This window comes from Pseudomonas paraversuta, assembly GCF_904063065.1.
Classification (GTDB): Bacteria; Pseudomonadota; Gammaproteobacteria; order Pseudomonadales; family Pseudomonadaceae; genus Aquipseudomonas; species Aquipseudomonas paraversuta.
The window spans coordinates 369,268-393,327 of record NZ_CAJFCL010000002.1 but is presented as its reverse complement, the minus strand read 5'-3'; the positions used below and the strand labels follow the sequence as shown (position 1 = coordinate 393,327).

Below are 24,060 nucleotides of genomic sequence, written 5' to 3'. Positions count from 1 at the left end.
ATGGCGAATCAGTTATTCCGAGCACGATCACGCAGACTCAACTGGGTTGGCTTGGCTTGCTCAAGCAGCCAGTCAATCAGCAGGACTATCTCGGGAATTCCACGACTCTCTTCGTTGCATATACAGTAGTAATCCATCCCCGCAGGCACTTTCATGGAGAAGGGTTGTACCAATCGACCTTCCTCCAGATCCCGGGATGAGTTGATCTCATCACTCAACGCTACTCCGTACCCGTCTCTAGCTGCCTGTAGTGCTATTCCAAGGTCTTCGATATGAACATCCGCGTCTCCGGGATATGGCAAGCCTGCCTCGAGAAGCCATCGTCGCCATTGAGAACCATCATCTTCGTGCAGCAATCGATAGTGCCTCAAGTCCGACGGCTGGCGTAAAGCATGCTGGCCCCGCAACAACTGTGGGCAACAGACTGGAAACATATGAAGGGGTTGCAAGGGCCGCCACCAGAAACCTTCCCAGATCGGTGCGTCATATAGCACAGCGATGTCAGCTCTGCGCCAGTCCACTAAGTCCAGACCGTCGGCGCTGATCACTCTTAGCTTGATATGAGGGTGTTTCGCGCGAAAAGCGAATAGCCTCGGCATCAGCCAGGATGCTCCAAAAATGGGTTCTGTAGAGATCGTCAGAACTCTGGCAGGAGGCTCTTTAAAGTGCTCCTGCGATATCAGACGCACGCCTTCAGTGATCTCTTGAATACCTCTGCTAACGGAGCGTTGTAACGCAAGGCCGCTTTCGGTGAGAACTAGATGACGACCCTGTTTACAAAACAGTTCAATGCCCAAGGTGCTTTGCAGCGACCTTATCTGCTGGCTCACGGCACCAGGGGTTACGTGTAGCTCGGCGGCAGCAGCGCCCACATGGCCGAGGCGTGCAACACATTCAAATACTCGAAAGGCATGTAACGGAGGCAAGGGCATAAGGATCAACTGTTTAGTTTTTCTACTAAATTGCGTGGCAATTTATATAGATTGATTGTCTTTGAAACAATATCAACAATCGCGGAGTGGTCAAGCCAAAACAACAACTCTAAGAGCCCATCCTATGACAGTCGTTCAGAAACTTCTAAAACAAGGGGGCGAGCCAGCAGATGTGCAGGACTTGCTGAGTCGCTCGCTGCGGGGGGGTGAATCATGAAAGCCATCTCTGTGCTGATATTGGCAACTCTGGCCTTACCTGTTAACGCTGCTGAACGGGTGGTGCAGTTCTACGGGTGGGCCGAGTATGTAGGCGTATCAACTCTCAAAGCCTTTGAGGCCGAGACGGGTATCAAGGTCCAGTACGACACCTTTGATAGTGCTGACGTGCTTGAGACCAAGCTACTTACTGGGCGCAGCGGTTATGACGTAGTGGTTCCCAGCATCGCCATGCTGGATCGACTGCTACAGGCCAAAGCGCTCCAACCGAGCCACATCCAGAAAACTGAACGGCTTGCTGAAATGGACCCCGTACTCCTGTCGCAACTAGCCACGGTCGACAAAGGTAACCTCTACGCAGTGCCTTACACATGGGGAACCGTCGGCCTGGCAATTAATCGTCAGGAAATCGATAAACGAATCCCTGACGCGCCAATAAACAGCCTTGATTTGTTGTTCAAGCCCGAATATGCAAGCAAGTTAAAAGACTGCGGAATTTCGGTGATTGATGCGCCCCAAGAGGTCATCAGCATGGCACTGAACTATCTGGGTAAATCGCCGTATAGCAAAAATCGGTCAGACCTCGTAGCAGCACAGACGTTACTGACGCAGCTGCACCCCTCGCTGCGTTACATCGGCACAGGCACGCAAAGCAGTGACCTTGCCAATGGAGATTTGTGTCTTGCACTGACATACAGCGGCGATGCCGTCCTCGCCAGGATGATGGCTGAAAAGGCCAAGAAACCGTTTGAAGTCGACTACATGATTCCCCGAGAAGGCACCCTCAACTGGATCGATACGTTAGCCATTCCTGCCGACGCTCCTCATCCAGAAGAGGCCAAGGCTTTTATTGAGTTTTTAACGCGACCGGAATCTCTCGCGGACCTTACCAACAATTTGTATTACGCAAACTCCAACACGTCAGCAACCAAGTTGATCGACAAGCCTATTGCTGATAACGGGGGTATCTATCCCTCCGACGCTGTGCGCAACACCTTATTCGGTGAAGAACCCATGTCTCTGTCGCTGATGCGTGAGCGCACTAGAGTCTGGTCCACCTTTCGTAGTCAACACTGAGTATTCTCATGGATAACAACAACCCAACCGATCAGGCAATCACCCGCACGAGCCTTTATGGCACTGAGGCTGAATCTACCTATGGTGGTATCACCAGCTTCATGCGTCGACGTTATAGCCGGGACCTTCAAGGAGTGGACCTGGTAATCAGTGGAATCCCCTTCGACACCGCAACCAGCAACCGCCCTGGTAGCCGGTTCGGTCCACGCGCCATACGTGAAGCCTCGGTCCAGTCGGCCTGGACCCGTCATTGGCCCTGGGAATTTGACCCCTTTGACTTGCTGGCTTGTATCGATTACGGCGACTGCTACTTCGACTATGGCTCACCTCAGGACACCCCCGCTGCGATCAAAGCCCACGCCGATAAAATCCTGGGAGCCGGTGCAGCCATGTTGACGCTAGGTGGAGATCACTTCATCAGCTATCCGCTGTTGCAAGCCCACGCCGAAAAACATGGTCCATTGTCCATGATCCATTTCGATGCACATCACGACACTGAGTGTGATGGCGATGAAAAACGTATAGATCATGGCTCAATGTTTTATCACGCAGTGAAAGAAGGACTGGTAGATCCAAGCCGATCGATTCAGATCGGTCAACGCATGACCAACGATGATCTGATGGGGTTTCAAGTAGTAGATGCACGGCAAGCCAATACAAACTCTGCAGAGCATATTGCACGCATTATCCGTGAGCGGGTCGGCGACCATCCGGTGTACCTGACATTTGATATCGACTGCCTCGATCCGGCGTTTGCACCTGGTACTGGTACTCCGGTATGCGGAGGTTTGTCTACTTTTCATGCCTTTGAAATTTTGCGTGGACTACGCGGGATTAATGTCATAGGTATGGACGTAGTAGAGGTCGCACCCGCCTATGACCATGCAGAGATAACCGCTCTGGCTGCCTCCGCGCTGGCTATGGAAATGATCTGCCTTTATGCCGCTCGACATAAATTCTAATTGAGTCCCCCGGCTTTCCTAGACACCTTTGAGCGGCTGCTTTTGGCCGATTACTGACGGTCACGACGGCAGCAATCGTGCGGTCACCGCTGGCCAACGCAGCATCGCTTGCGGGCTACGCGACCACTATCTTGCCGGTATCGATCTCATATCGCGCCGACACTACTGAGTAGGCGTAGACCAAATAGCTGGCAATTTGATATCTTCGGGTTCTTGGAACTTTTGGAAATGGAACTTCATGAAAATTTTCCCAGCTCTGGGTGTTTGCGCCCTCACAGCATCGCTTGTGGGCTGTGCTGCAATGGAAGTGAAACCCTATCAGCCCGCGCCTGATGGCGTTTCTATTGTCAAAAATCAATACGGCAGTTACAGCGTAGAGTCCATTAGGATCGCAAAGGCAGGCCAGCAGGCGGGCACTGATGCACTTCAGTTCTGCTTTGCGCAGAATGTGCCTGGGATTAACGGCGCCCCGTTGTTCAACCCCTCCAAGACCAGAATCACTGTTCAGGGTAAGGATCAGGTGACGTTCATTGTCCCAATGACGATGGGTACGCCTCTAACTTATGCAATAGCCTTTTCCCTGACTCAAAGCCAGTCTGCTGTAGGTCAAGTTTACGAATTCACGAATCTGAAAATTAGAGGAACGTGGACTGCTAATGAAACTCCCCTGCCGGGAACGAGTGAGGCGAACCAATACGTCGATAGCGCCCGCGCCAAAGCAGACAGCATCAGCAGCGCCATCAGTAGTTGCCTTGCAGCGGAAGCATAGCTCATCTGCTTCCTGATCTATCCAGAACCCCGCCAAGTGCCAAGCATGGCGCGTTGCGCGAACCAGGGCTCGGCCACCGGCCAGATCATCGCTGCTGATGATCGGACCAGTACGCTGGACACCAAAACCGCGGAAGGCAGCCGAATCAATGGAATCGGCAGACAGCAATTTCTCCCCTGAGCGCTGGTGAAACGTAGTGTCCGTTACGGGTCGGTAGCTGCCCGTGAGGAAGAGCCGCAATCGACCCAAAGCGGCCTGTCGGGACAGACTGAAAATAGCCTACTCCATTAAAAAGTCAGATTTTTCGCTTCCCCGAACTCAGACACGACCAGCCGGTAGACCACTAATCACTCAGTCAAAGATGCTGAACAGCTTTTTGATTCCATAAACCGCAGCTGCACCTACACCCGCAACTATTGCAACTGGAATTGCGGCAGGAGCGACTACCGCAGCAATTGCTACTGTCGCGGCGCTTGATGCGACATTTTTAGTCAACGACACTGCTGCCGCTTGTACCGGTTTCTCGGATGACTGGGCTGCTTGAGTAGCTGCCACTAATGCAGCAAGGGTGGAGCCGGTTATAGGGGATACGGATGTCAATGGAGATGCGAGTGCTGTCATGGTTCGACTTACCTGACGACTGGAGGAGCTGCCGTCGATACACCAACTCACGAAGTGCTCGCAGTTATTCGTCACCAGGTTGTACTGGTCTTCACCGAGCCGACTCATCGCGCGCGCAATGCGTTGTTCAATGTTATGGACGGCTAGAAGGTGCGACTTTGTTGATACGCCGCCGTCACCACTGAAGAGCTCCAAGGTCGTAATTTCGACCGTGCCTGAAGATAGGCCGTCCGCTAACCCTGAATAATGAATGACCTGATCATCGCCCAGATACAGGCCGTGATGAGTGTATCCAAGCCGAGTCGAAACTAGATGATCGCCAATTTGCATACCAGCCTCCATTTGATGGCGCGATGATGTCAAAGGCGCGGGTGTTTGAAAAGTCGTTAGCGGTCGATTTTCATTTGAGCTCAAATGACTAAAAACTAGATCGCATGTCGAATCCATGATTTGAGTGAACAGCTTGGTAGGAAGAGACTGCTTCTGGCCGTTTGCTGACGATCATACGGCCAATCAAACCTCCACTTTACACTCCCCCCAGTGTCCGGACCGACTAAAACCTACACCCACCTTACCTACAAGACACTTGCCACAATTGCTGCATCTGTGTCGTATAGCTCTGACTCATCATCTCCCGCCTCATCCCCCAATCGGGATTGCTCGGCACACTCGCAGCACGCAGCGTACCCCTTCCCCAACGATCATTGATTTCATCCAGCACCGACATCACCCGGGATGCTTCTGCCGGCTGATTAATTGCAAACAAATCGTCGGAAAACTCACCAGGCTGCCGAAGATCCAGGAGCAAGACTTCTGCCTTGCTGTATTTAAACCCGGGTTGAAACACATGGTCGAGTGCATCCACTGCAGCCTTTGTCAGCAGCCGCACATCATCTGTTGGGTACGGAAGTATTACCACCACTCCCTTGGCGTATTTAGCCTCATCAGGATTGAACATCCCGGTGCGGATACTGACCCGGACCTTTTTGCAGTAGGACTTCTGCGCACGTAGCTTTTCTGAGGCCCGCATCATGTAGGTGGCCACCGCCTCTTTTATTGGTGCCAGCTCAGTCAGTCGTTTGCCGAACATACGGCTGCAACAGATTTCCTGCTTTGGCGGATCCGGCTCGTCCAGCTCAAGACAAGGCGTCCCGGCCAGCTCGCGAGCGGTCTTCTCAATAACGATGCTGAATTTCTTGCGCAGCGTCCACGGGTCAGCCTTGGCTAGGTCCATGGCAGTACGAATGCCCATTATTTCAAGGTGTGCGGTCATTTTCCGCCCTACTCCCCACACCTCAGATACGGCTGTATTGCGTAGCACCCAGTCGCGCTCGAAGTCCCCGCAAAGGTTCACGACCCCGCCGGTTTGGGCCTGCAATCGCTTCGCTGTGTGGTTGGCGAGCTTGGCCAGGGTTTTGGTATGAGCGATCCCTACACCGACAGGGATACCAGTGCATTGAAATATGCGGCTGCGCATTTTCCGGCCCATGGATGAAACATCAGCTATGCCGGTCAGGTCAGCGAACGACTCATCAATGCTGTAGACCTCCACCGCCGGGACCATCGCTTCGATCAAGCTCATGACCCGCTCGCTCATGTCGCCATACAGCGCATAGTTCGATGAGAAGGCCACAATGCCCAACTTCTCCAGGCGATGCTTTATCTGGAAGTACGGCTCCCCCATTTTCACGTGGGGCTTGGCGTCATAGCTGCGAGCAATCACGCAACCGTCATTGTTGCTCAGTACCACGATGGGCACCTTGGCCAGATCAGGACGAAACACACGCTCACAGCTGGCATAGAAGCTGTTGCAATCGATGAGCGCGAAAACTGGATCTGGCTTAATTGCCATGGCTGCGCACTGTGTAAGTAATCACACCCCAAATGGAAAGATCGTCGCCTTCCAGTACATGCCGGTCGGGGTATTTCGGGTTTTCAGATTGGAGAATGACGCTCTTTTCACGTAAGCAAAGACGTTTGCAAATCGGATCGTTATTGAGCAGCGCGACAACCACATCGCCGTGGACGGGTTCGAGTGAGCGGTCGACAACGGCCACATCCCCAGAATAGATCCCGGCGCCCTGCATGCTATCGCCATCGATTGATACCAGGTAAACGTGCGGAGCTCGGATATTCAGTAGTTGGTCTAACGATATTTCCTTCTCGAGATGGTCTGCAGCTGGGGACGGGAATCCGGCCGGGACCTTGAAAGAACCAAGAGGCAGGCGAATGCCTCCTTCAGCAATTGGACCCAGAGAAGTGAAGCTCATGACGCACGCCTTAAATTAACTGTATGTACGTACAGTTAACTGCGGCGCGTGATTTTGGTCAATTTGTCTGTGGGGATTTTCGACGAGAGGAACACCCAGAGTACTTCAAGCTACGCTTTGCGAGGGTTCCCTTTGCAAGAGGTCACCACCATGTGCGGACGATTTGTGCAGTATCAGGGCATTTCTAATTATCTGGAGGTGTTGGCACCTGACCGGGTCGTCGTCAGCGGGTACGACAATCAGCCCATAGGTCGCTACAACGTCGCTCCTGGCACGCGCGTCAGAATTCTTCACAGCGTCGATGAGGGGCTGCGGATTGATCCCATCCACTGGGGATGGGCGCCGTTTTGGGCCCAGGGAAAACGCCCTGACCCGATCAACGCCAGAGTAGAAACAGTCACAACCGGGAAGTTCTTCAAGCAACTCTGGCCCAAAGGCCGTGCCCTGGTTATGGCTGACGGATGGTATGAGTGGGTCAAGGATCCGGATGATCCCAAGAAGAAACAGCCCTACTTCATTCGCCTGAAAACTCAAGCTCCGATGTTCTTCGCGGCGTTGGCCGAGGTTCACACTGGGCTGGAGCCTCATGAAGGGGATGGGTTTGTGATTATCACTGCTGCCAGTGATCAAGGGATGGTCGATATTCATGATCGACGGCCGGTGGTGTTCTCACCCGAGCATGCGCAAGAGTGGATGGGCAGAAACCTCGATCGGAAAGTCGCGGAAGAGTTGGCGTTGAGCTGTTGCCAGCCAACTGAGGACTTTGAGTGGTACCCGGTTGGAAACGCGGTGGGAAATGTGAGAAACCAAGGGCCCGAGCTGGTCAGGCCCCTGCAGTCATAAACACGAAAATTTGCAGTGGAAGTTGTACTCCGCAGTGCTAATGCAGTGTCTGCGATCCATCTGCAATCGCTCGGGGATGATAGTCGGTAACCGCCTGGTAGAGCGAGTCAGCCAACAAGCGGAGTCGTTCAATCTCAGCTAAAGGTTTACCTGCTGCTTCGGCCTCTCGATGCTGACGCATGGCTTCGATAGCCTGCAGGAGCAACGGTTCTCCTGCTTCGATCATTCCCAGTATTGTCTGTTTCATTTATGTCTGCCTGTGCGCCTGTAAAATTACGTTATTCATGACCCCATCTCACGTTGGTGTACCTCTTCAAATGCGACGAAGTGCAACAGAGTTTCAGCGGTTATCGAGTTAAATGCGAATTAGCCCGGACTGATTGATGTGTTCCAGCTACCGCTTACGCACTATTTCCTGCCCCCCCTCCGACACTGACAACGAAATGAATCCAGCTTGGCACCTCCGAGACTATCAGGAGATGGCTTTTTGTCTTACCTTAGCCACCACGCGATTTTCGGATACTCCAGGACCTTTAACACCCGGTCTTCCCGTCCGAGGCCACTCATTTTTTTAGCTTAAATCCTGAACCCCAGTCCTTCCGCTTATCTGCTAAACCAAGGATAAAAAATGATTCGTACCATCATCGACAAAACGGCAGAACAGTTAACGACAGCCTGGAGACACAACACGGTTATCGATTGGTATAACGAAAATTCAGCCCCGAATGAAATGAACATTCTCGCTCGGTTTGCAAATGCAGCAGCAGAGACCTGGAAAGAAGCCACGGCCTTTTATGAGGTCATGATTGACAATGGCCGAATTGATTTATTGATCATTTCGCCAGAAGGTATTTTGCTTGTAGAAGGAAAAACCACATTCCACTCTAATACAACATATTTAATAAAATCTCTAAACAGTCAAGTTGAGCGGGTACATGGCACCAACGGAGGAATGCGTCGCCTGATTGATAGCAAGATACCGGCATACTGCCGTGAGCGCTGGAATTTAGAAACGCCACCACCCATGTATGTAGTTACGCTTTCTTGGTGTAACTCCAGAGGGCTTAAAGCCTGGGAGTCATCTGACAAATGGAGCGAGTCGATATCTGGTTTCACCTCTGGACACACGCCATTTATTTTCAGTGAATACGAGCACTATTTACTTTTCAAATACAAAAAAACAAGCGGTATTGCGTGGCTTGAAAACGATACCCTGCCAGCAAATGACAGCCTTCAATTCATCGCCGAGACCTCTTTGACGTAAGCCTGACAGGCCTGCAGCGCGATCAGTCCTTGATCGCCATCGCCGGTGATTCCGATAATTCGTTGAGCATGCGCTGGGTCAAGTTGGGCTCTCGCGGTTCCATGAACCACGCCGCCGACGCCGGTGGTGGCTTGCACTCCGTCACGACCAACTGAGTCGGTGGCGTCGAGTAGGACTGACAGCCGCAGGTCAGCAGTAGCAAGGCGATCACGCAGGCGTGCTTGTTTGGTTTGTTCATCGCTCAGGGCTCGGTAATGGGATTGATCGATGGCTGCCAGCCATTGCTCTAGGGCGAAGCGCTTGCCCTGCTCTGCCAGAATTTGCGCGGAGTTGGCGTTGGCCAGATTGGTGCGCTCGGTTTGGCGGTCGGCTTCCTTCTTGGCCAGTTGCTGGCCGTAGGTGCTGGCCTGCCACGCCCATGCGGCCCACGCGCTGCCCGCCATCAGGGCCAGGATGATCAGCAGTAACCCGCCCCACTTCACAGCATCGATCCTCACGCCAACACCTTGAGCGCCCGGGCATACAGCGCCTGCCGATCGGCCGCGCCGTTCTGGCCACCGTTGATACGCTGGGTGATCTTGTCGAACTGGCCTGCATCAGCCAGCTTGTTGAGTCCCTTGGATGCCCAGTACCAAGCTGCAGACATGCAGGCGTGCTGCGGCATCTCCAGCAGCTCTGGATGATTGATCAGGTCAAGGCCAAGCGCCTCGCCACAGGTCATGTAGTTAGCCCTGCCAGTTATCTGGATCAGGCCACGACCACGGTACTTCTGACCGTCACCGTCAGCCTCTGGCGTGTTGCCCAAGCGTCTGGCGAGTGAACCGGTGTCGTACTTACTCAGGTATTGGTCACTGCCCATTTCGCGCACGTAACGGAGCTGGCCAGACTCATGCCCGATCTGGGCGATAAACGCTGCCACGCGCAGTGAGCCTACGATCTGATAGCGCACCATCGCAGTGTTTAAGACAGGAACAAAAACGCCGGCTGATTGGCCGGCGTTGGGAAGGATTTGCTGCAGCTGCAGCGTAGTGATGGGCATTACATTTCTCCAAAAATGGAAAGTCCTAACCTTGCAGGCATAGAGGTCATGAAAGCTTGCTTGCTATGCTTACTCAGCCAATGGTGGCTATACGAGGTCGAAGACATGAATAAAAGACCTAAGAGGGGCTGGATTTGGGCGTACCGACTAATACGCAGCGTGAAGTGCTCCCCACTGACTGCCGCCTATAGGGCAACGCTGTACGTGACTCGAGGCGATACAGGGACGTTTTACAGCGAAACCACCTATAACGAGTTCCGCCTGCGTCGCTAAATTCTCGCTCGATTTCACCCGGGAGCCAGGTTGGCTACGGGTTTAATTAGGACTTAGCTAAACGATTTTGAATCTTATCGGGCCTCTTGCCTTTGGACTTGCCTTTGCCCTTCTGGCCGTATTTAAGACTGGAACAAAAACGCAAGCGACTGGCCAGCGTTCGGGAGGATCTGCAGCAGCTGCTGCACGGTAACGGGCATGGCTCTTCCTAATTAAAAACGCCCGCGCAATGCGGGCGTTGTTGGAATTACTCCAAGCTATCGTGACTAAGCGTATCCCCTGACTGGAGAGATCTACTACTTCGTCTCAAGTGCTGCCAAACGCTCTTCTAGCCGCTTTAGGTTGCGAGACAGTGCTGCACACTTCAAAGCAAGGAACTCTGTCAGGCGAACGTTGTAGATGTCTCCGGCTTCTAGAGCTGGCTCCAAAAGTGTTCCGTCATCGTCGTAAACCGCTTCTTTTGCCTCCCAGACATCCTTGCCTAGAACACCCAGCTTAAACGGATCAACACCGTTACGTTCGAAACATTCCTCGAGCTGCTGGGCAATCACTCCAGCATGGTGCCTGGCATTATCGCCCTTATCTTCCACTCTATTAATGAGTCGATATGTGACGATGCCAGTCTCTTCGACAGCGTCCAAGATCTGATCGGTAGGCGCCTCAACATCCTGTTTGGCTCTGATATCAGAAGTAACGGTAAATGCAACCTGAGTAGCACCGCCTGACCAAGGGTGTGACGAGCTACCGCAAGTAAAGGCATTCGCATTCACTGGCCGAAAATTCTTGTACGTGATTGTCGTATCTGTACTCACAGCCAGGCCGGTTACCCCGTCTACTCGGAGGCGAACCGCCGTACCCGCGAGCGCATCAAGGCGCAGTTCTCCCGAGGTAGACTCTAGATTTAGGCTATTTCCAACACGCGCGAATGTCCCTACGGTAGAGGTAACCCCACCTGCAACAATACCCACTTTGTTGGGATAGCCGGAATCACCAGCCCCGTACAGATTAATCCCTGCGCCATGCGCACCGTCGATATCACCGCGGATAGACAGGAACTGGCGCCCGGCTGAAGTCGATGAGGTAATAGCGCCGCGACGATTCCCATCCAGAAAGATCGTTGATGCGTAGAGCGAGTTTTTCATTCCAATCCCGTATATACGAGCAAAGCGCGTACCAAGATCACCGCTAATAACGCCGACACACAGAGTTAAGGCCGGACCATTCCCCAACACGGCCAAGCCTTCCGGCTCATAAACAACACCCGCACCATCAAGAAGTGCTTGGCGTCTTCCCGTCTGGAAATCTTCATCCGAAGAAATCAGAGTACCTTCAATGGTGTACTCCTGAAGTCGCTTCCCCAAATTAATATTGTTGTTCCCTGCCAGCAACCAAACCACCTGTCCATCGCTCGCAATTCCCTGCGTTGGATGGTCGCTGTCTACAAGGCCCTGGGTATCCCACTCATACAGCCACGATCCAGAGTAATCACCAGGCCCACCATCGACAACATCGGCCAAACGCCAGATTCGTACCGTTGTATTCGTTCCGCCTGTGCGTGTTCCGTAAGCGACCAACAAAGACTGACCATGACTTATTGTTGGCGTACAGCTTGTGTTGCTCTTAAAGTCGGAGCCGAACAAAGTGTAAACTTCAATATCCGCCAATGGGCCCCCGTCTGTGTAGCTATAGCGGACGGCCTGACGGGAGTTTGCATGCCCAGTAGTCCACAGGCGAAATGCACTCCCTTCCAAATACTCCAAGCCAAGCCCTTGATGACCTACTTCAGAGCTTACCGGCGTCGAGTACCCCGCGGAGTTTTGCTGGATCTCACCATCGAGCGAAAACCGGTTAATCGTCGACATATTGTCATTACTCACTCCGTTGAGCTGGAGTGTGTAGATGTTTCGCGTGCGCTCATCGAAAGCAAACGACTGAACGCCTATACTTTTGCCTCCTGGCCCCGAGAGCGAAGCTGCGTAAAAAAACAGACCTGCGTTAGCATCGTATACGGGCATGCATATCTCCTGCTTATGAAAAAAGCCCGCGTGATACGGGCTTACAAATGACGCGCATCACCGCTTAGGCGAACGCAATTCGCGGACTAGCTTAGACTATGTCGTAATCAGCCTTCATCGCAGCAATGAGACTCGCGATCGCACTGTCCGAGGACTTGGCACGCAGCGACTCGCCGAAGATGAATGTGTCACCTACCAAATTATCAGTCAGGCCAGCCGTTGTAGTTGGCATCCCGATTGTCACGTACCCGGTACCGCCAATTGTGTTGCCGCCCACGACACGCTGTACTGAACTCCAAGTAATGCCATCGAGTGAGAGGCTGACCACTCCAGTGTCGTTATTGAAATCAATCGCGACTACGCCCCAACTAAGAGACGGAGGCATGTTAACGATAGAGAAAGGAGAAAACGTGCCAATACCTACGGATAGCATTTTGCTCTTGTAAGCCTCGGTTGGGTTGGCCGCACCGGATGCCGTAAGCATTTGGTTGGCTAGCACACCTTCCGCACTAAATCCGTTGAGTAGCTGTCGCGTGGTCGTGTAAATGCTGCCAGTCGAGGTGCCGATATTGAATGCGACCACGATCGTGTAAGACGCCGTTGCACTGCAGTCTGGCAGCTTAAGGCCCATGGCACTGGACAGCACAGATCCACCTATTCCTAGGTGACCTGCTCGATTGAGCAAGGCCATGTTCGCGGCACCCCCTCCAATGCTGGACAGCGCCTCTAGGGTAACTCGGCAGCGACCAGTGAGACCCTCGCCGGTCACTGCGGTCAGCTCCCGCGGGCTTACCGCATGTTTGAGGAACGGCATGCGCATCGCCACTCGATCAGCTGCAGACATAATGATTCGCGGAGCATTGCCCCCTGCCTGAGCCTTCACGCCAGACAGAATGATGATTTGTCCCATGTCCTCTATTACTCCACGCTGATTACTTGGTGGCAAACCCAGTTGTAGAAGGGATTGCCGAATACATCGAGTTCGGTGTTGCTGTCGCGTAGACAGGCCCGCGGCCCAGTAGTCGGGCCGCCGAGTGCGCCCGCTATGCCGGCATCGGCGATACCTACCCGGGGGTTGGCACCGGTCGGAATGCCCGAGAGCGTGAGTGTCACGGAGTTGTCGTCGTTGACCGTCACAGAAGAAATGGTCGCGCTATTGGTGCTGTCGATCCAGCGGATGCCCAAGTTACCCGGGTCAGTTACATTGACGGTGTCGCGCACCAGCGGCCCAGCCGGGGTGTGAAAGGTCATCGTTACCGTCGCTTCATCGCGCACAACTTTCGTGCAATGAGTCGGCTTCCACTCCAATCCTTCAACAGCGGCGTGACCAGGCGCCCGATGCATTGCACCCAACTGCACTGATCCAGTGCCTGTCAGATGAACACCGTCGGTGTGATAATCGAGCCAGTACTTTGGCCCGGCGCAAATGAATTTCTCAGGGTGGTCAAGCGATGCCTGCAGCTGCTCCAGAGGAACATAACTGGTCATGATATTTTTGGTCGTCCAACTGCTCATCTGGCACAGCACGAGCGGGATTCTTTCATCGCCGGTGATGACACCGATGTCAGCCTCCAGGTCGGACTGCAGCTGAAGGAGGACCGTTAGGTATCCCCCTTGGCTTCCGGTGGAGTTCGCTTCTCCCTGGATCCAGTCTACGAACGGTACCGAGTAGTCGAGTCCTCGCTCCGTCGCGTCAGCCTTGCACTGAGCTACGGCGGTGATCAGGTTATTGTAGGGGACAGTGCCCTTAGACAGCCCCAAGATAGTAGTCGCCCCCACTCCATGACAGCTACCGATAACACCGGCGTCTGCAGGCAGACTGCGATGGCGAGCCAAGCCAGCACAAAGTTGGGCGTGAGGCGCTTCCTGCAGGTTGGACATTAGCGATTTCAGAGGTAATACGTTTCCAGGGTCGAGAGCGAGCGATTGCTGGGAATCACTCTGACGCAAACCTACGGCAATGGTGAATGCCCGGTTTGCTACCGGATACTGCGTCGTCAAGATCATAGAATGGACGCCAAGGGAAAGGGACTGCCCGTGACTTGGAATGTGCAACAGTTTCCTGATGTACGCGGCAAGCTTGTTTACAGCTGGCAGTTCCTCCTGGATTTTCTGCACATTAGTTCCAGCGCGCGACATATACCGAACAACGCCATCAGCTGCTACAGGGTTCCAGTTGCTCCCGTGGGTAGTGAGTTGGAAGCTTGCGTTTTCAGCAAACAACCAAATGTCTGGCTGTCCCGAATCAGTAATGACATACGGCGACACGCCAGTGTCAGACCCAACCCCGTAAATAACGGTTGTGCCATCCCAGCGATGACCAAATAGAACTACTCCATCCTCGTCGGTCTGGACGTATCGCCATTCCCCACTCAAAAAGAAAAGACCAGGCAGCTCATCGAACAGACCGAACGCCGTACCGCCCTTTTTCACGCCTAGAATTGGCGTACCAAAGTCGTCAGCGAATGCCTGAGCGAATTCGCTAGACAGCATCCGAGACGGCGCCAGTTCAAGCGCCAAGGATGATTGATTGATGCTTAGACGATTCGCAAAACCATTTGGATAATCACCAAGAGGTACTGGAGAGCCCTCGTCATTTAGGTACATGTCGATGTATTTGAGTGGGTCGGGCGACAGGGCCAATTTGGCTGGCACTGAGAATACTGTGCCACTGACCGTCTTTGTGAGAGCTTCTTCAATGCTGGTATAAGGCATTGCGCCGCCGAACTGACTGGCAGCAATAGAGAGCGCCTTGGTTACCGTTGGCCGTGTCTCCCCATTCCCCACGTCAACATCCTTGATCTCGGGTGAAATCGTGATCTCGTTCAAGATGTCGATCGTTCCCGTCAGGCGCGCAAGGTCAGTTGCTCCGCTCATATTTACTCCAGGCGAAAAAAAGCCCACTCAGTGGTGGGCTATAGAATTGAAAAATAATCTGTAGATCGAACGGTTAAGTCGCGCCGGGCCAAGACTTCGTGTACCAGCGCTGCAGCAGACTGCGCAGCTGCGCATTCATGACGCCAACGTCCATGCCTGCCAGCAGGTCAGTAAGTTCGGCCTCGCTGATGATTGGCAATTTGAACAATTCAAGCTCAGCGGTGAAGCGCCACAAGTCGACGCCAACCAGAAATGGGCCTTGGTAAATATCGGTGAACTGGGCCTTTGCCAGCTCAAGGCCCATTGGGCTCTTAACCGGGCAGAGGAACCAATCAACACCATTTATACCGTGCTCGAACCAACCCATGAACAGCTTGGCTTCCGGCCCCTCCATCAACCAAGACACTGCCACCCGTGCAGGAGTACTTCGCCAGACGCGGCGGCGGCGAGATCGACCGGTAACCATTGGCGTGCTGGCGATCGGGCTAATTTGCGAAAAGCCATAGCCCTCCCGCTGTGGCAGGGGCAGGCCTTCTGGATAAGTGAGCATCAGGCAGCCTCTGGTGCAGTTGCGTGGTCGTAGGTGTAGACCCGAGAGTCGTACGGCATGCCCTTCATCGCCACCCCGCCATTCGATGGATCGGCAGAAGTCACCAGCACCGGATAGGCCCATTTGTCGGAGGGGCCAAACAAGAGGTGAGGCGGCTCAAGAACTACGATGTCATCAGCCGGCTCAAAGTCCAACTCGTCTACCCGGATACGGAATTCGTCAATCCGATAGGCCGGATACGGACCGGACAATGTGCCGTCCAGCCGCCTGATGCCTACTTTATGATTACCGCCCGCAGACCAGTCCAAGGGTTCAGATGATTCCAGTACAACGCCTCCAGGCACCGTCTCGGTGCCCAGCAGAATCGCACTCTGGCAAAGCCCGGGAGTATCGCTGGCCACGGCGCAGAAGCTCAGATAGCCAGAGTTACGGCCATCCAGTTCTGTCGACCAGCTGTACGTGTCTTGCCTGAACAGCTGATGCCCGCGACGGCGCATCCCCCACCGGTAGGCCCGGTCTCGATCCGTCACCCCGGGCAGCTTGATCTTCTCCACCTTCAGCCCGAAATCACCCGGCCAGCGGCATTTGACGGGTTCCCATGCCCAGCTTTTGCTCGAGAAATACTCAACGTCCACACCGTCATAGTCATTGATCGAGGGCAGCGGCCCGCTGATTTTCAGGGACTGCGTCATGTTCTGCGGCGAATAGGTCTGTGTCTTCGGGCCATATTCGCGCTCAAAAACAGCTCGAGGGACGTCCCGCACCGGTTTGATCTTTCCGTTGGCGATCGTCAGTTCAGCCCAGCCACAGGCCAGTGCGTTATTCAGCACCTCTTTGACGATGCTCGTGTCATCAATGGTCTCGTCATAAAACTGGCCATCGGCGACGCAGGACGCGTGCAACTGATCAAACTCTTCAAGATCGATATCGTCATCGGTGTAGCCCGATGACTTCAACACATTCAGAACCCACGGCACGATGTCGCGAGTCGGCACAAGCCCCTCCAGCCAGGCACCCCCACTGCGCAAAGTCAGCATTCGGGTAGCCTCCAAGTTCACTTGGCTTTCTGATTGCGCTGAAAGGCGGTCACCACCACGAATCTTCACCGTCATCACGGTCATGCCAGGGTAACTGGCTGGCCGTATCTGGCGCAGGCCGCGCAGCCCGTACCACATCATGTCATCCATGACTTCGGCCGAGTTGACTCCGCCAATCTTGGGCATGCGCTTGATGCGGCATTCAGGCCTCATCGGGTAAGGCAGTTCATGCCGAAACGTGAATCCTTGAACATCGCGAGAGTGGCCACTTACTGTTTGTGGTAGCACCGTCCAGGCACCCGCCACGTCCATATCCCGGTACTCAAACTGGTGCGACGAGGTGACCGCATATTCATAGCCCGTCTTGCCAATGCCGATCAGGCCATTAGTCGCAGACACTGAATACTCAATGGCGGTGACCTTCTCCCCTACCGGGCTGCATACGAAAGGCCCGCGGTACCCACCCTCAAGGTTCGAAGGATCGAGGTTGATCACCCCGCTGACGCTTTCCAGCAGCTTGAATCCGGGCCAATTTTCATCTGCAGAGCCCTTAGAAGTCAGGCGCTCTACCTCCATGATGGCGGGCCCGAAAGCCGTAATGCGGTACCGAAGACCACGAGGACCAATGCTGGCCAACCCAGTGCCCAGCGTTAAACCGTTGGCCGGGGTGCCCCCTTCATAGTTAAGGGTCATCTGCGCGGGTTGTTCCGGCGTGCCGCTGGAGGCTGCAGTGCCGGTGGTGCTAACCGGGCTGGTACCGAAAAGTGTCGAAGCCGAGGTTGTCAGCGGCAAACCGGTGAACACGGAAGTTTCAGTGATCAGCAGCCGTCCAGATGAAGCGCTGGCAATGAAAGGTGCAGCCCCCTTGGCATTGTTGAACGCTGACACCAGCCCCGCGAGATCGGTCGTCGCTGTGTCCAGAATGACAGGGTATGCCGTAGCGCCACGACTCACGGTGAACGACAGTGGCGTCACATCGAAGTCATACCGGGTGGGGCCACTCGCCCCGCGTAACGTTGAAGCGGTGCCGGCCGTTGGCGGCACTGCCGATGCAAAAGGCGTGTAGCTGTTGACGACATACAGTCCACCATTAGCCCCCACTACCTCAATCGGCATTCCCACTTCGGGGTTGAGCATCTCCAGTGGGCCCTGGACAATATCCCGCCCGGAACCGCCATCGATGACTGCGTATTCGTAATAAGCCAGCACCCGGATCACCAAGCCACTGGCCCAGTCAGTCGGGAACGCCCCCGCTCCCGCAGGAATGGCAATGGTCTCCCCGTTGAACTGGTAAGCCGATGCCGTGGCCGACGGCGTGATGTTGCTCGACACAGTCAGCTCGAGGCCTGCCGCTCCGCTTGAGCTCGCACCCACCTCGCCCACGTTGAACCAGAGCATTGAGGCGCTATCGCCCAATACGTTGGCACCAGGTGGATAGATCGTGACGCTCGCATCGGCGCCCAACGAGATCAGCGGCGTTTCGCCAACCTTGATCTTGTTGATCGGGATTTCCAGATACCCGGCCGAGACGTACAACAGCATCTCGATCCACTGCTCTCGCGGGGAAACAAACCAGGTGCGCGGCTCAGCCAGATAGGACGGATAGACCTTCTGGTGGCCGGCAATTTGGCGAATGGTGTCGCCCAGTTTGACCTTGTTGCCCTTGGCGCTTGCCTCGGTCAGCGGGTTGCCCTGGGCAGTCGACGTTGTCGGCATGCCGGGCATCTTCGGCATCATGGCTTTCATGACCGCCTGCGCACCTTTGAACAGTGCATAGGTGATGCTGAATGGGTCAGTACCCTTGGGCTCGCGATAGATCTCGACCTGGTCGGAGGGTTTGAACACCACCTTATGCCAGCGCTTTGCTTCGATCACTTCGTCGTTGAGGATGATGCTGATGGGTGGCGATTCCATGCGCTCGTAGCTGGGCGACTGATCGATCAGCCATTGTTCCAGCGTCATGCGGCGGTCAGTCTGATACGTGACCATCGGCGCCGAGCCGGCCATCTTGTTCGGGAAAAATTCGATCACGGTAGAAGACCACCCTTGGAAAGTCAGTTTCAAACTCACGGACCGTGCGGATTCGTGCACCGCCCGGGTTCGTGTCCAGCACCTTCAACCGGCCATCGGCCTCGATCACCACTCCCACATGCAGACACAGAGCCCCACGGAACACGGCAGCAATGGCGCCCACCTCTGGCGCGCACTCCTCCATGCCCTGCTTGAGGTCGTGATAGGCGTGAGTGTTTTCGCGTAGCCGGTCCTTGCCCACGGCACCGAGGCTGGGCAGCAACGGCAACCCCAGCAACTGGTGGCGCACCGCAATACACAGCCCCCAACAATCGAAGGCAGCAGGACCCCGGCCGCCATTCCGATACGGGGCGGATAAGAATTTGTTGAGCATGGTTAGATGTACGTCAGGCCAGGCGCGACCAGCGTCGTGAGCTTGTCGCGCGGATATCCGGTATTGAGCAGGTCGAAAAAACCGCAGGAAAACGTGGCCGTGTTGTCGGCGTACTCACGATTGAGCACCGTGAAGTGGTACACCGACGTCGGATAGCTGAGGTCGCTTTCGAGATACTCGCGATGAATCATGAGGATCCGCTTCCCTGCAGCCTTGTAGCCCTCGACGACCTTCTGCACATCGCCCGTGGTGTTATCCAGCGCGATGTTCAGACTCTGGTAGCCGCTGCTGTCGTTCTTGGGTAACGCATCCTCAATTGCGATGCCCGGAAAGGTCAGCGTCCTGCCGTCCTCCGTACCGCAGGTCCAGTCATCGAAGCCCTGAGAAAAGAGCATTGAGTCAGGCTCACCTTCTGCCCGGGTTTCGATGGTCTTGATGATCATGTCGCCGCCGGAGGCGTAGCATTGTTCGATCGGGTTCACTACTGCCTCCTATCCTGCATGGCGTTTCAGGTTGTAAGTAGACTCAAATGCATCAGACGTTTCGTTACCGCCAGATCGGATTTGCGCCACAAACAGACTCAGGGATTCCGTGCCGTCTGAGTTTCTCCCGCGTTCAACTTGACCAGCTTTGTTTGGGCTTTCGATGAGGTTTACAGTCAATGACGTGGATGCTGAAACAGCAGAGGCCTTGCTTGCAGAGGTGCCTACAGCCCCTGAACGCGCCGCTCCTAATGGTGTAACGTTGCCCTTACGCAGCGACTCAACAGCTGCAACACCTCCGAACCGGCTGATGTCCGCCTGACTCCAAACGACCTCGCCCTTGTGCACCATGCCCGCAGGTTCGTTAACTCCTCCGGCGCCTGTATAGCCACCAGACGAGAAGCCTTTGATCAATGCGTATGCAGCAATCAAGGCTGTACCACCTACAACTGCAGCGGCACCGAATGAACCGATGGAAGCTACGAGAGCTGCAGGCAGCCAAGAAGCGATGGTTGTAGCCGCGGCCGAAACGTTGGCTGCCACTGTGGTGGCCAGAGACGCGAGCGTTGAGCCGGTTGCGATTGCATCACCGGAGACCTTAGCCGCAGCTTTAATACCTTCCGACGCAACTGTTTCCGTTGTCTCCGCCCCGATTCCCGCCATCTTCAGCGCATGCACCACCACCCACTTTGCAGCAATGTCAGATAGAGCCTGGAGCACAGAACTGCCCATGGTCGAGCCAAGGTTGATGAATGCATCACCGAGGCTTGTTGTTCCCTTGATCAGGCCTTGGATCTGGTCAGAAATTGATGTCGTTGTGCTGCCCAGCATCTGAGCTGTCGCATCTTGGGTTTGCTGGTTGTAGTCAGTGGCAATGTCGAAGTAGTTCTGCCAGGCACTGGAAGCACCTGCTAGCCAGTTGCTTTGCGCGGCATCCTGCTGGTTATAGTTGTCTTGCTGCATCAGCAGCCGCTTCGCAAGGCCCTCCTGAACAATGGCGTTTTCTTTCGCATATAGGTCAGGGGAAATGCGCTTTGTGTTGAATTGCTCCAACAGAGCTGCTGATTGGCGTGCGTAGTCCTTCTGGATTGCCAGATCTTCTTTGAGGCGGGCCCGGGCTTTGTCACCTAGGCCAATACCTGCAATGTTCGCGTCTAGCCCATCCTGAGCCGTGGCAAGTCGACTGTCCTGATTCGCCTGGAAAGCCGATAGTTTCGCCACTTCTTCAGCAGCGGTCTTGCGCAGCTCGTTTTCCCGCTCAAGCCCAGCGTTGCGCTTAAGTTGAGCAGTAATGAGGTCCTGATTGGCAATCAGGGATTTCTGGTCAGCCGTTAAGGTCTTCTTGCCCTTGATATCAGCAAGTTCCTGCTCCCACTTGATCAAGGCCTGGCCTGATGCGCCGAGCTTATCGACTTCGCCCTTCTGCAGGCCGATAAGGTTGTTTTGCTGCTGAAGAACCGCGAACTGCTGCCGCGCCTGGTCGAGCATCTTCTGGCCGGCGTCTTCGGTGTAGGGCTTTGTGGCAGGGGTCTTCGCGACCTTGTAGGAAGGGTTGTCGCGGATTGCCTTTAGTGCTGCCGCCTCCTGCTCAGTCGTGATTTTGTATCCGGCGAGCCGAGACTTATTAATTTGATCCTGTGCATCCTTGAGCGCCTTGTCTCTCTTCTGGGCTTTTGAGGCATTGGCCGCGATGCTTTGTTGGAATTTCTCGTATGCCGCCAGCCCTTCGCGTTGAACTTCAGTGGCCTTGCCTTCGGCGGCAGCTTGCCCCTCAGTAGTTTTCTTATAGCTCTGGAGATCCTTTAGTCTTTCCTCAAGGAACCTGGATGATCTGTCACCACTTTCGCTATCGAACAACCAAGCTTGAAACCCTGTTTTACGGTCATTCAATATCTTCTGAGTATTCTGTATCTGCTCGTCGATTGACTGGTCACGCCCCACATCAAGGATGGCATCCCAGCCTTTTTTAGCAGCGCTGCTGATTGCGTCCCATGCAAACTCAATAGTCCCAAGACTTGCTTTGATCTTTGCTGAGCGAACTTCCATAGCGCTCGCATAGGCATCCTCAGCAATTATTGCCGCTCCTTGTTTGTCGCCTTGCTCTTGAAGTGCCCTTACCTGCTGATAAGTCGCAGCCGTGACAATTCCGTATTGGTGACTTAGCGCTGCCAGTGCCTTAGTTGGGCTCTCTGCGATCTTGATGAACTCAGCTACGGTCTCGCTTGCAGCTTTTCCTGTCGCATCCTCCATATTGATCGCAGCAGAAGCTAATTTCTCAAAAGTGGCCACCGCAATTTTTCCAGAACTCGTTAGCTGCGCTAAAACTTTGGCGGCATCACCCACTGTCGTAGTTGCATCACCAACCCTTCGAGCCATACCAGCCAACTGACTTGAAGTTGTCCCAGCTGCATTCCCCGTAAGGATAATTGCTTGGTTATAGGCGTCCGCCTCTTGGCTTCCCTTGTTATAGCCGTAGATCAAAATTCCTATGGCAGCTGCCGCAGCTGTCAAGCCTCCTACCATGGCAAGCATGCTTACACTTGCGCCGCCCGCACCGGCTCCCAATGCAGTTACCGCTTCCTTGGCGTTCTTTGCCGCGTCGGTAGCTGTGTTTGCACCTTCTGCCATACCTCCAAGTCCATCAGCCGCAGCCTCCGACCCTTCAGCTACCGCCTCTTGCTGGGATGCCAGCTCGCCCAAGACGGCACCAGCGCCAGCAATGCCTCCACTGCCGCCAACGATTGAGGAGAATAAACCTTTAACTTTTCCGCCAAGCACGTCGACGGTGTTGCCAATACCGCCAAACGAGTCTTTGATCTGCCCGCCCTGCTGCAGCAGCACCAGAAGAGGGTTTTGTCCGGCAGCCAAGCTGGTGAAAATGTCCGTGAACTGCATTGGGAGCTGACGCAGCGCCGCCTCAGTTTGCTTGGCGCTGATGCCTGTTTTCGAAAGTCCCTCGTCAAAGGCAGACAAGCCCTTGCGGGTACTATCGAGACGGGTCGAATAGTCCTTAAACGTCTCCGTATCGAGCAGGCCAGCCTTGTGAAACTGCCCGAGCTTGCTCTGCATATCATCGAGACGACCCAGTGCAGCCACAGCCGGATTGATCTTGCCGAGTAGTTCGCCCAGTTCTCTCGCTTGCAGGTCGGTGGCGACCGAGGCATTTCTAGTAGATGCCGCGGCTTTGTCAGTTGATCCAACCAGAGCATCCGATTCAGCCCGCAGGCGAGCAGCGAGAGACGAAAGGCTTCTAACCTTGTCACTGGCCGCGTCGAAGGAGACAGATGCTGCGGATGTGCTGGCAGACAATGCCTTGACGTAATCGCTGGCCTGCAGGGAGTTGGTTGCCATTGCAAGCAGTCGAGTACTCGCCTCTGCGTAGCTTTCAGAGCTGCTGGCAGTTGATTTGGCTGATCCATCTGCCGACTTGCCTAGTTGGCCAAGGCTCTCACCGGCCTTCGATGCCGTCTTTCCAACGCCATCAATTCCAGCCCCGGCCTTATCCATGGCTGGCTTGACGCGGATACCTGCATCTTCGAGTGCGCCCAGAGCCTTGCGCACGTCTTCCGCTTTTTGCTCCGCGTCACGACTGTCAATTTCTAGGACGAGGCGGGATTTTTGCTCAGCCATGGGTTTCTCCGGGCGTAAAAAAACCGGCTCAATGGCCGGCTCGCTGTTTGTTTTTCTCTACATGGCAGAGTGATTCATCTGAGATCATGCCCACCAGATGCAAAAAGCCCAGCGCGAGGCTGGGCTTTTTTGGTAACAACCTATCTGAGAATGAGCCAAGGCTCACCTTCAAGTCGACGGGAATAAGCATCCACCTCGGCCTCAAACTCCTGGCCAATAGCCTTCATTCTCTCCTTGTCATCCATCTGAGCATGACCATCAGGCTTTAGAATCGTCAACAACAGATGCGGCGAGTATTGAACGTGCCAAACTCGGCCGTAAACCAGAATAGTATTTGAGGTGAAATTTTCTTGAGGGAAATTCCGACTCCAAAGGCTGTCCCAAGCTTGATACACAGATGGGTCTTCAATATGAACGTGCCATAGCTCGTTCTCGACCACTTCGGTGGGCCATGCAAATTTTTTGTCACGCCCAAATGGATCGCCGAATGGTCCGCCCGCTTTATAAGCCTGAAAGTCTTGAGCAAGATCTAATGCAGCTTCATTGCCAAGGTCAGAAACTAATGCACGACTAACAACTATAGCCGTCATTCACCACGCTGCTTACGCACGCGTGCGACAAGACGAGCTTCGCCATTTTCTACGGCTCGAGCTAAAATTTCTGGGTTCAGATACGCCGGACGCACTTTTCTGGTGCGTCTCTCGGTACGTTGAGCGTCTTTAGCGGTGAAGGTGGCAATCATCGTGATGGGCCCTCCTGGGTTCTGTCGCCGAATTGGTGACAAAATCACGTCGCTAGC

The 24,060-nt window shown here is 54.4% G+C and carries 22 protein-coding genes; 5 read left to right on the top strand and 17 right to left on the bottom strand.

The annotated features are described in order from the left end of the window. Nucleotides 1-8 precede the first annotated feature (8 nt). Complete coding sequence (locus JQ845_RS04920) at nucleotides 9-932, bottom strand: LysR substrate-binding domain-containing protein (protein ID WP_203008639.1); 924 nt, start codon at nucleotides 930-932, stop codon at nucleotides 9-11. A 213-nt stretch (nucleotides 933-1,145) separates the two neighbouring features. Here JQ845_RS04920 and JQ845_RS04915 point away from each other — a divergent pair, with 213 nt between their 5' ends. The 3 genes from JQ845_RS04915 (at nucleotide 1,146) to JQ845_RS04905 (ending at nucleotide 3,956) form a co-directional block, all read left to right on the top strand. Then, nucleotides 1,146-2,225 carry an extracellular solute-binding protein gene (locus JQ845_RS04915; protein ID WP_203008637.1) on the top strand — a complete coding sequence of 360 codons (1,080 nt, stop codon included), beginning with the start codon at nucleotides 1,146-1,148 and terminating at the stop codon, nucleotides 2,223-2,225. Between the two features lie 8 nt (nucleotides 2,226-2,233). Further along, a complete protein-coding gene (gene speB, locus JQ845_RS04910; RefSeq protein ID WP_203008636.1) occupies nucleotides 2,234-3,187 on the top strand; it encodes an agmatinase in 954 nt (317 codons plus the stop codon). Nucleotides 3,188-3,425: 238 nt separating this feature from the next. Then, nucleotides 3,426-3,956: a hypothetical protein gene (locus JQ845_RS04905; RefSeq protein WP_203008633.1), complete on the top strand. Its 531-nt coding sequence runs from the start codon at nucleotides 3,426-3,428 to the stop codon at nucleotides 3,954-3,956. Nucleotides 3,957-4,307: 351 nt separating this feature from the next. Here JQ845_RS04905 and JQ845_RS04900 read toward each other — a convergent pair whose 3' ends face one another. The 3 genes from JQ845_RS04900 to JQ845_RS04890 form a co-directional block, all read right to left on the bottom strand. Then, complete coding sequence (locus JQ845_RS04900; protein ID WP_203008631.1) at nucleotides 4,308-4,907, bottom strand: lecithin retinol acyltransferase family protein; 600 nt, start codon at nucleotides 4,905-4,907, stop codon at nucleotides 4,308-4,310. A gap of 241 nt (nucleotides 4,908-5,148) precedes the next feature. Continuing rightward, nucleotides 5,149-6,429 (bottom strand): translesion error-prone DNA polymerase V subunit UmuC, encoded by a 1,281-nt coding sequence (gene umuC / locus JQ845_RS04895; protein WP_203008630.1) that lies wholly within the window; start codon nucleotides 6,427-6,429, stop codon nucleotides 5,149-5,151. After that, nucleotides 6,419-6,847, bottom strand: coding sequence for a LexA family protein (locus JQ845_RS04890; protein WP_203008627.1), 429 nt, complete (start codon nucleotides 6,845-6,847; stop codon nucleotides 6,419-6,421). Before JQ845_RS04890 ends, umuC begins: the two co-directional genes overlap by 11 nt. Before the next feature lie 150 nt (nucleotides 6,848-6,997). Between JQ845_RS04890 and JQ845_RS04885 the strand changes: the two genes are divergently transcribed. Next, nucleotides 6,998-7,690 (top strand): SOS response-associated peptidase family protein, encoded by a 693-nt coding sequence (locus JQ845_RS04885; protein WP_203008763.1) that lies wholly within the window; start codon nucleotides 6,998-7,000, stop codon nucleotides 7,688-7,690. A 37-nt stretch (nucleotides 7,691-7,727) separates the two neighbouring features. On the opposite strand, the gene JQ845_RS04880 is transcribed toward JQ845_RS04885, so the two are convergent. Continuing rightward, nucleotides 7,728-7,937, bottom strand: coding sequence for a hypothetical protein (locus JQ845_RS04880; RefSeq protein ID WP_203008626.1), 210 nt, complete (start codon nucleotides 7,935-7,937; stop codon nucleotides 7,728-7,730). A 381-nt stretch (nucleotides 7,938-8,318) separates the two neighbouring features. Between JQ845_RS04880 and JQ845_RS04875 the strand changes: the two genes are divergently transcribed. Then, a complete protein-coding gene (locus tag JQ845_RS04875) occupies nucleotides 8,319-8,954 on the top strand; it encodes a hypothetical protein (RefSeq protein WP_160627985.1) in 636 nt (211 codons plus the stop codon). Here JQ845_RS04875 and JQ845_RS04870 read toward each other — a convergent pair. The 12 genes from JQ845_RS04870 to JQ845_RS04815 form a co-directional block, all read right to left on the bottom strand. Further along, nucleotides 8,924-9,451, bottom strand: a complete 528-nt coding sequence (locus tag JQ845_RS04870) for a lysis system i-spanin subunit Rz (protein WP_236010184.1) — start codon at nucleotides 9,449-9,451, stop codon at nucleotides 8,924-8,926. The genes JQ845_RS04875 and JQ845_RS04870 overlap by 31 nt on opposite strands. Next, nucleotides 9,448-9,993, bottom strand: coding sequence for a glycoside hydrolase family 19 protein (locus tag JQ845_RS04865; protein WP_203008625.1), 546 nt, complete (start codon nucleotides 9,991-9,993; stop codon nucleotides 9,448-9,450). The genes JQ845_RS04870 and JQ845_RS04865 overlap by 4 nt, the downstream gene beginning before the upstream one ends. Nucleotides 9,994-10,562: 569 nt before the next feature. After that, a complete protein-coding gene (locus tag JQ845_RS04860; protein ID WP_203008624.1) occupies nucleotides 10,563-12,281 on the bottom strand; it encodes a tail fiber domain-containing protein in 1,719 nt (572 codons plus the stop codon). 91 nt (nucleotides 12,282-12,372) lie between these two features. After that, nucleotides 12,373-13,191 (bottom strand): hypothetical protein, encoded by an 819-nt coding sequence (locus JQ845_RS04855; RefSeq protein WP_203008623.1) that lies wholly within the window; start codon nucleotides 13,189-13,191, stop codon nucleotides 12,373-12,375. An 8-nt stretch (nucleotides 13,192-13,199) separates the two neighbouring features. Next, nucleotides 13,200-15,158, bottom strand: coding sequence for a hypothetical protein (locus tag JQ845_RS04850; RefSeq protein WP_203008621.1), 1,959 nt, complete (start codon nucleotides 15,156-15,158; stop codon nucleotides 13,200-13,202). A 73-nt stretch (nucleotides 15,159-15,231) separates the two neighbouring features. Further along, nucleotides 15,232-15,708 (bottom strand): hypothetical protein, encoded by a 477-nt coding sequence (locus JQ845_RS04845; RefSeq protein WP_203008619.1) that lies wholly within the window; start codon nucleotides 15,706-15,708, stop codon nucleotides 15,232-15,234. Then, on the bottom strand, nucleotides 15,708-18,776 hold the full coding sequence (locus JQ845_RS04840; protein ID WP_203008617.1) for a host specificity factor TipJ family phage tail protein: 3,069 nt from the start codon (nucleotides 18,774-18,776) through the stop codon (nucleotides 15,708-15,710). The genes JQ845_RS04845 and JQ845_RS04840 overlap by 1 nt, the downstream gene beginning before the upstream one ends. Beyond that, nucleotides 18,715-19,149 (bottom strand): hypothetical protein, encoded by a 435-nt coding sequence (locus JQ845_RS04835; protein ID WP_203008615.1) that lies wholly within the window; start codon nucleotides 19,147-19,149, stop codon nucleotides 18,715-18,717. Before JQ845_RS04835 ends, JQ845_RS04840 begins: the two co-directional genes overlap by 62 nt. A gap of 2 nt (nucleotides 19,150-19,151) precedes the next feature. Further along, nucleotides 19,152-19,631 (bottom strand): DUF1833 family protein, encoded by a 480-nt coding sequence (locus JQ845_RS04830; protein ID WP_203008614.1) that lies wholly within the window; start codon nucleotides 19,629-19,631, stop codon nucleotides 19,152-19,154. A 9-nt stretch (nucleotides 19,632-19,640) separates the two neighbouring features. Then, complete coding sequence (locus JQ845_RS04825; protein WP_203008613.1) at nucleotides 19,641-23,261, bottom strand: phage tail length tape measure family protein; 3,621 nt, start codon at nucleotides 23,259-23,261, stop codon at nucleotides 19,641-19,643. A gap of 140 nt (nucleotides 23,262-23,401) precedes the next feature. Continuing rightward, nucleotides 23,402-23,851 (bottom strand): type II toxin-antitoxin system YafO family toxin, encoded by a 450-nt coding sequence (locus JQ845_RS04820; RefSeq protein ID WP_046810194.1) that lies wholly within the window; start codon nucleotides 23,849-23,851, stop codon nucleotides 23,402-23,404. After that, nucleotides 23,848-24,003, bottom strand: coding sequence for a hypothetical protein (locus JQ845_RS04815; protein WP_158497923.1), 156 nt, complete (start codon nucleotides 24,001-24,003; stop codon nucleotides 23,848-23,850). Before JQ845_RS04815 ends, JQ845_RS04820 begins: the two co-directional genes overlap by 4 nt. Nucleotides 24,004-24,060: the final 57 nt, after the last annotated feature.

What these genes read in the sequence shown, in the direction of transcription:
- JQ845_RS04920 (WP_203008639.1), bottom strand. Translation starts at nt 932, where the DNA reads ATGCCCTTGCCTCCGTTACATGCCTTTCGAGTATTTGAATGTGTTGCA.
- JQ845_RS04915 (WP_203008637.1), top strand. Translation starts at nt 1,146, where the DNA reads ATGAAAGCCATCTCTGTGCTGATATTGGCAACTCTGGCCTTACCTGTT.
- speB (WP_203008636.1), top strand. Translation starts at nt 2,234, where the DNA reads ATGGATAACAACAACCCAACCGATCAGGCAATCACCCGCACGAGCCTT.
- JQ845_RS04905 (WP_203008633.1), top strand. Translation starts at nt 3,426, where the DNA reads ATGAAAATTTTCCCAGCTCTGGGTGTTTGCGCCCTCACAGCATCGCTT.
- JQ845_RS04900 (WP_203008631.1), bottom strand. Translation starts at nt 4,907, where the DNA reads ATGCAAATTGGCGATCATCTAGTTTCGACTCGGCTTGGATACACTCAT.
- umuC (WP_203008630.1), bottom strand. Translation starts at nt 6,429, where the DNA reads ATGGCAATTAAGCCAGATCCAGTTTTCGCGCTCATCGATTGCAACAGC.
- JQ845_RS04890 (WP_203008627.1), bottom strand. Translation starts at nt 6,847, where the DNA reads ATGAGCTTCACTTCTCTGGGTCCAATTGCTGAAGGAGGCATTCGCCTG.
- JQ845_RS04885 (WP_203008763.1), top strand. Translation starts at nt 6,998, where the DNA reads ATGTGCGGACGATTTGTGCAGTATCAGGGCATTTCTAATTATCTGGAG.
- JQ845_RS04880 (WP_203008626.1), bottom strand. Translation starts at nt 7,937, where the DNA reads ATGAAACAGACAATACTGGGAATGATCGAAGCAGGAGAACCGTTGCTC.
- JQ845_RS04875 (WP_160627985.1), top strand. Translation starts at nt 8,319, where the DNA reads ATGATTCGTACCATCATCGACAAAACGGCAGAACAGTTAACGACAGCC.
- JQ845_RS04865 (WP_203008625.1), bottom strand. Translation starts at nt 9,993, where the DNA reads ATGCCCATCACTACGCTGCAGCTGCAGCAAATCCTTCCCAACGCCGGC.
- JQ845_RS04860 (WP_203008624.1), bottom strand. Translation starts at nt 12,281, where the DNA reads ATGCCCGTATACGATGCTAACGCAGGTCTGTTTTTTTACGCAGCTTCG.
- JQ845_RS04855 (WP_203008623.1), bottom strand. Translation starts at nt 13,191, where the DNA reads ATGGGACAAATCATCATTCTGTCTGGCGTGAAGGCTCAGGCAGGGGGC.
- JQ845_RS04850 (WP_203008621.1), bottom strand. Translation starts at nt 15,158, where the DNA reads ATGAGCGGAGCAACTGACCTTGCGCGCCTGACGGGAACGATCGACATC.
- JQ845_RS04845 (WP_203008619.1), bottom strand. Translation starts at nt 15,708, where the DNA reads ATGCTCACTTATCCAGAAGGCCTGCCCCTGCCACAGCGGGAGGGCTAT.
- JQ845_RS04835 (WP_203008615.1), bottom strand. Translation starts at nt 19,149, where the DNA reads ATGCTCAACAAATTCTTATCCGCCCCGTATCGGAATGGCGGCCGGGGT.
- JQ845_RS04825 (WP_203008613.1), bottom strand. Translation starts at nt 23,261, where the DNA reads ATGGCTGAGCAAAAATCCCGCCTCGTCCTAGAAATTGACAGTCGTGAC.
- JQ845_RS04820 (WP_046810194.1), bottom strand. Translation starts at nt 23,851, where the DNA reads ATGACGGCTATAGTTGTTAGTCGTGCATTAGTTTCTGACCTTGGCAAT.
- JQ845_RS04815 (WP_158497923.1), bottom strand. Translation starts at nt 24,003, where the DNA reads ATGATTGCCACCTTCACCGCTAAAGACGCTCAACGTACCGAGAGACGC.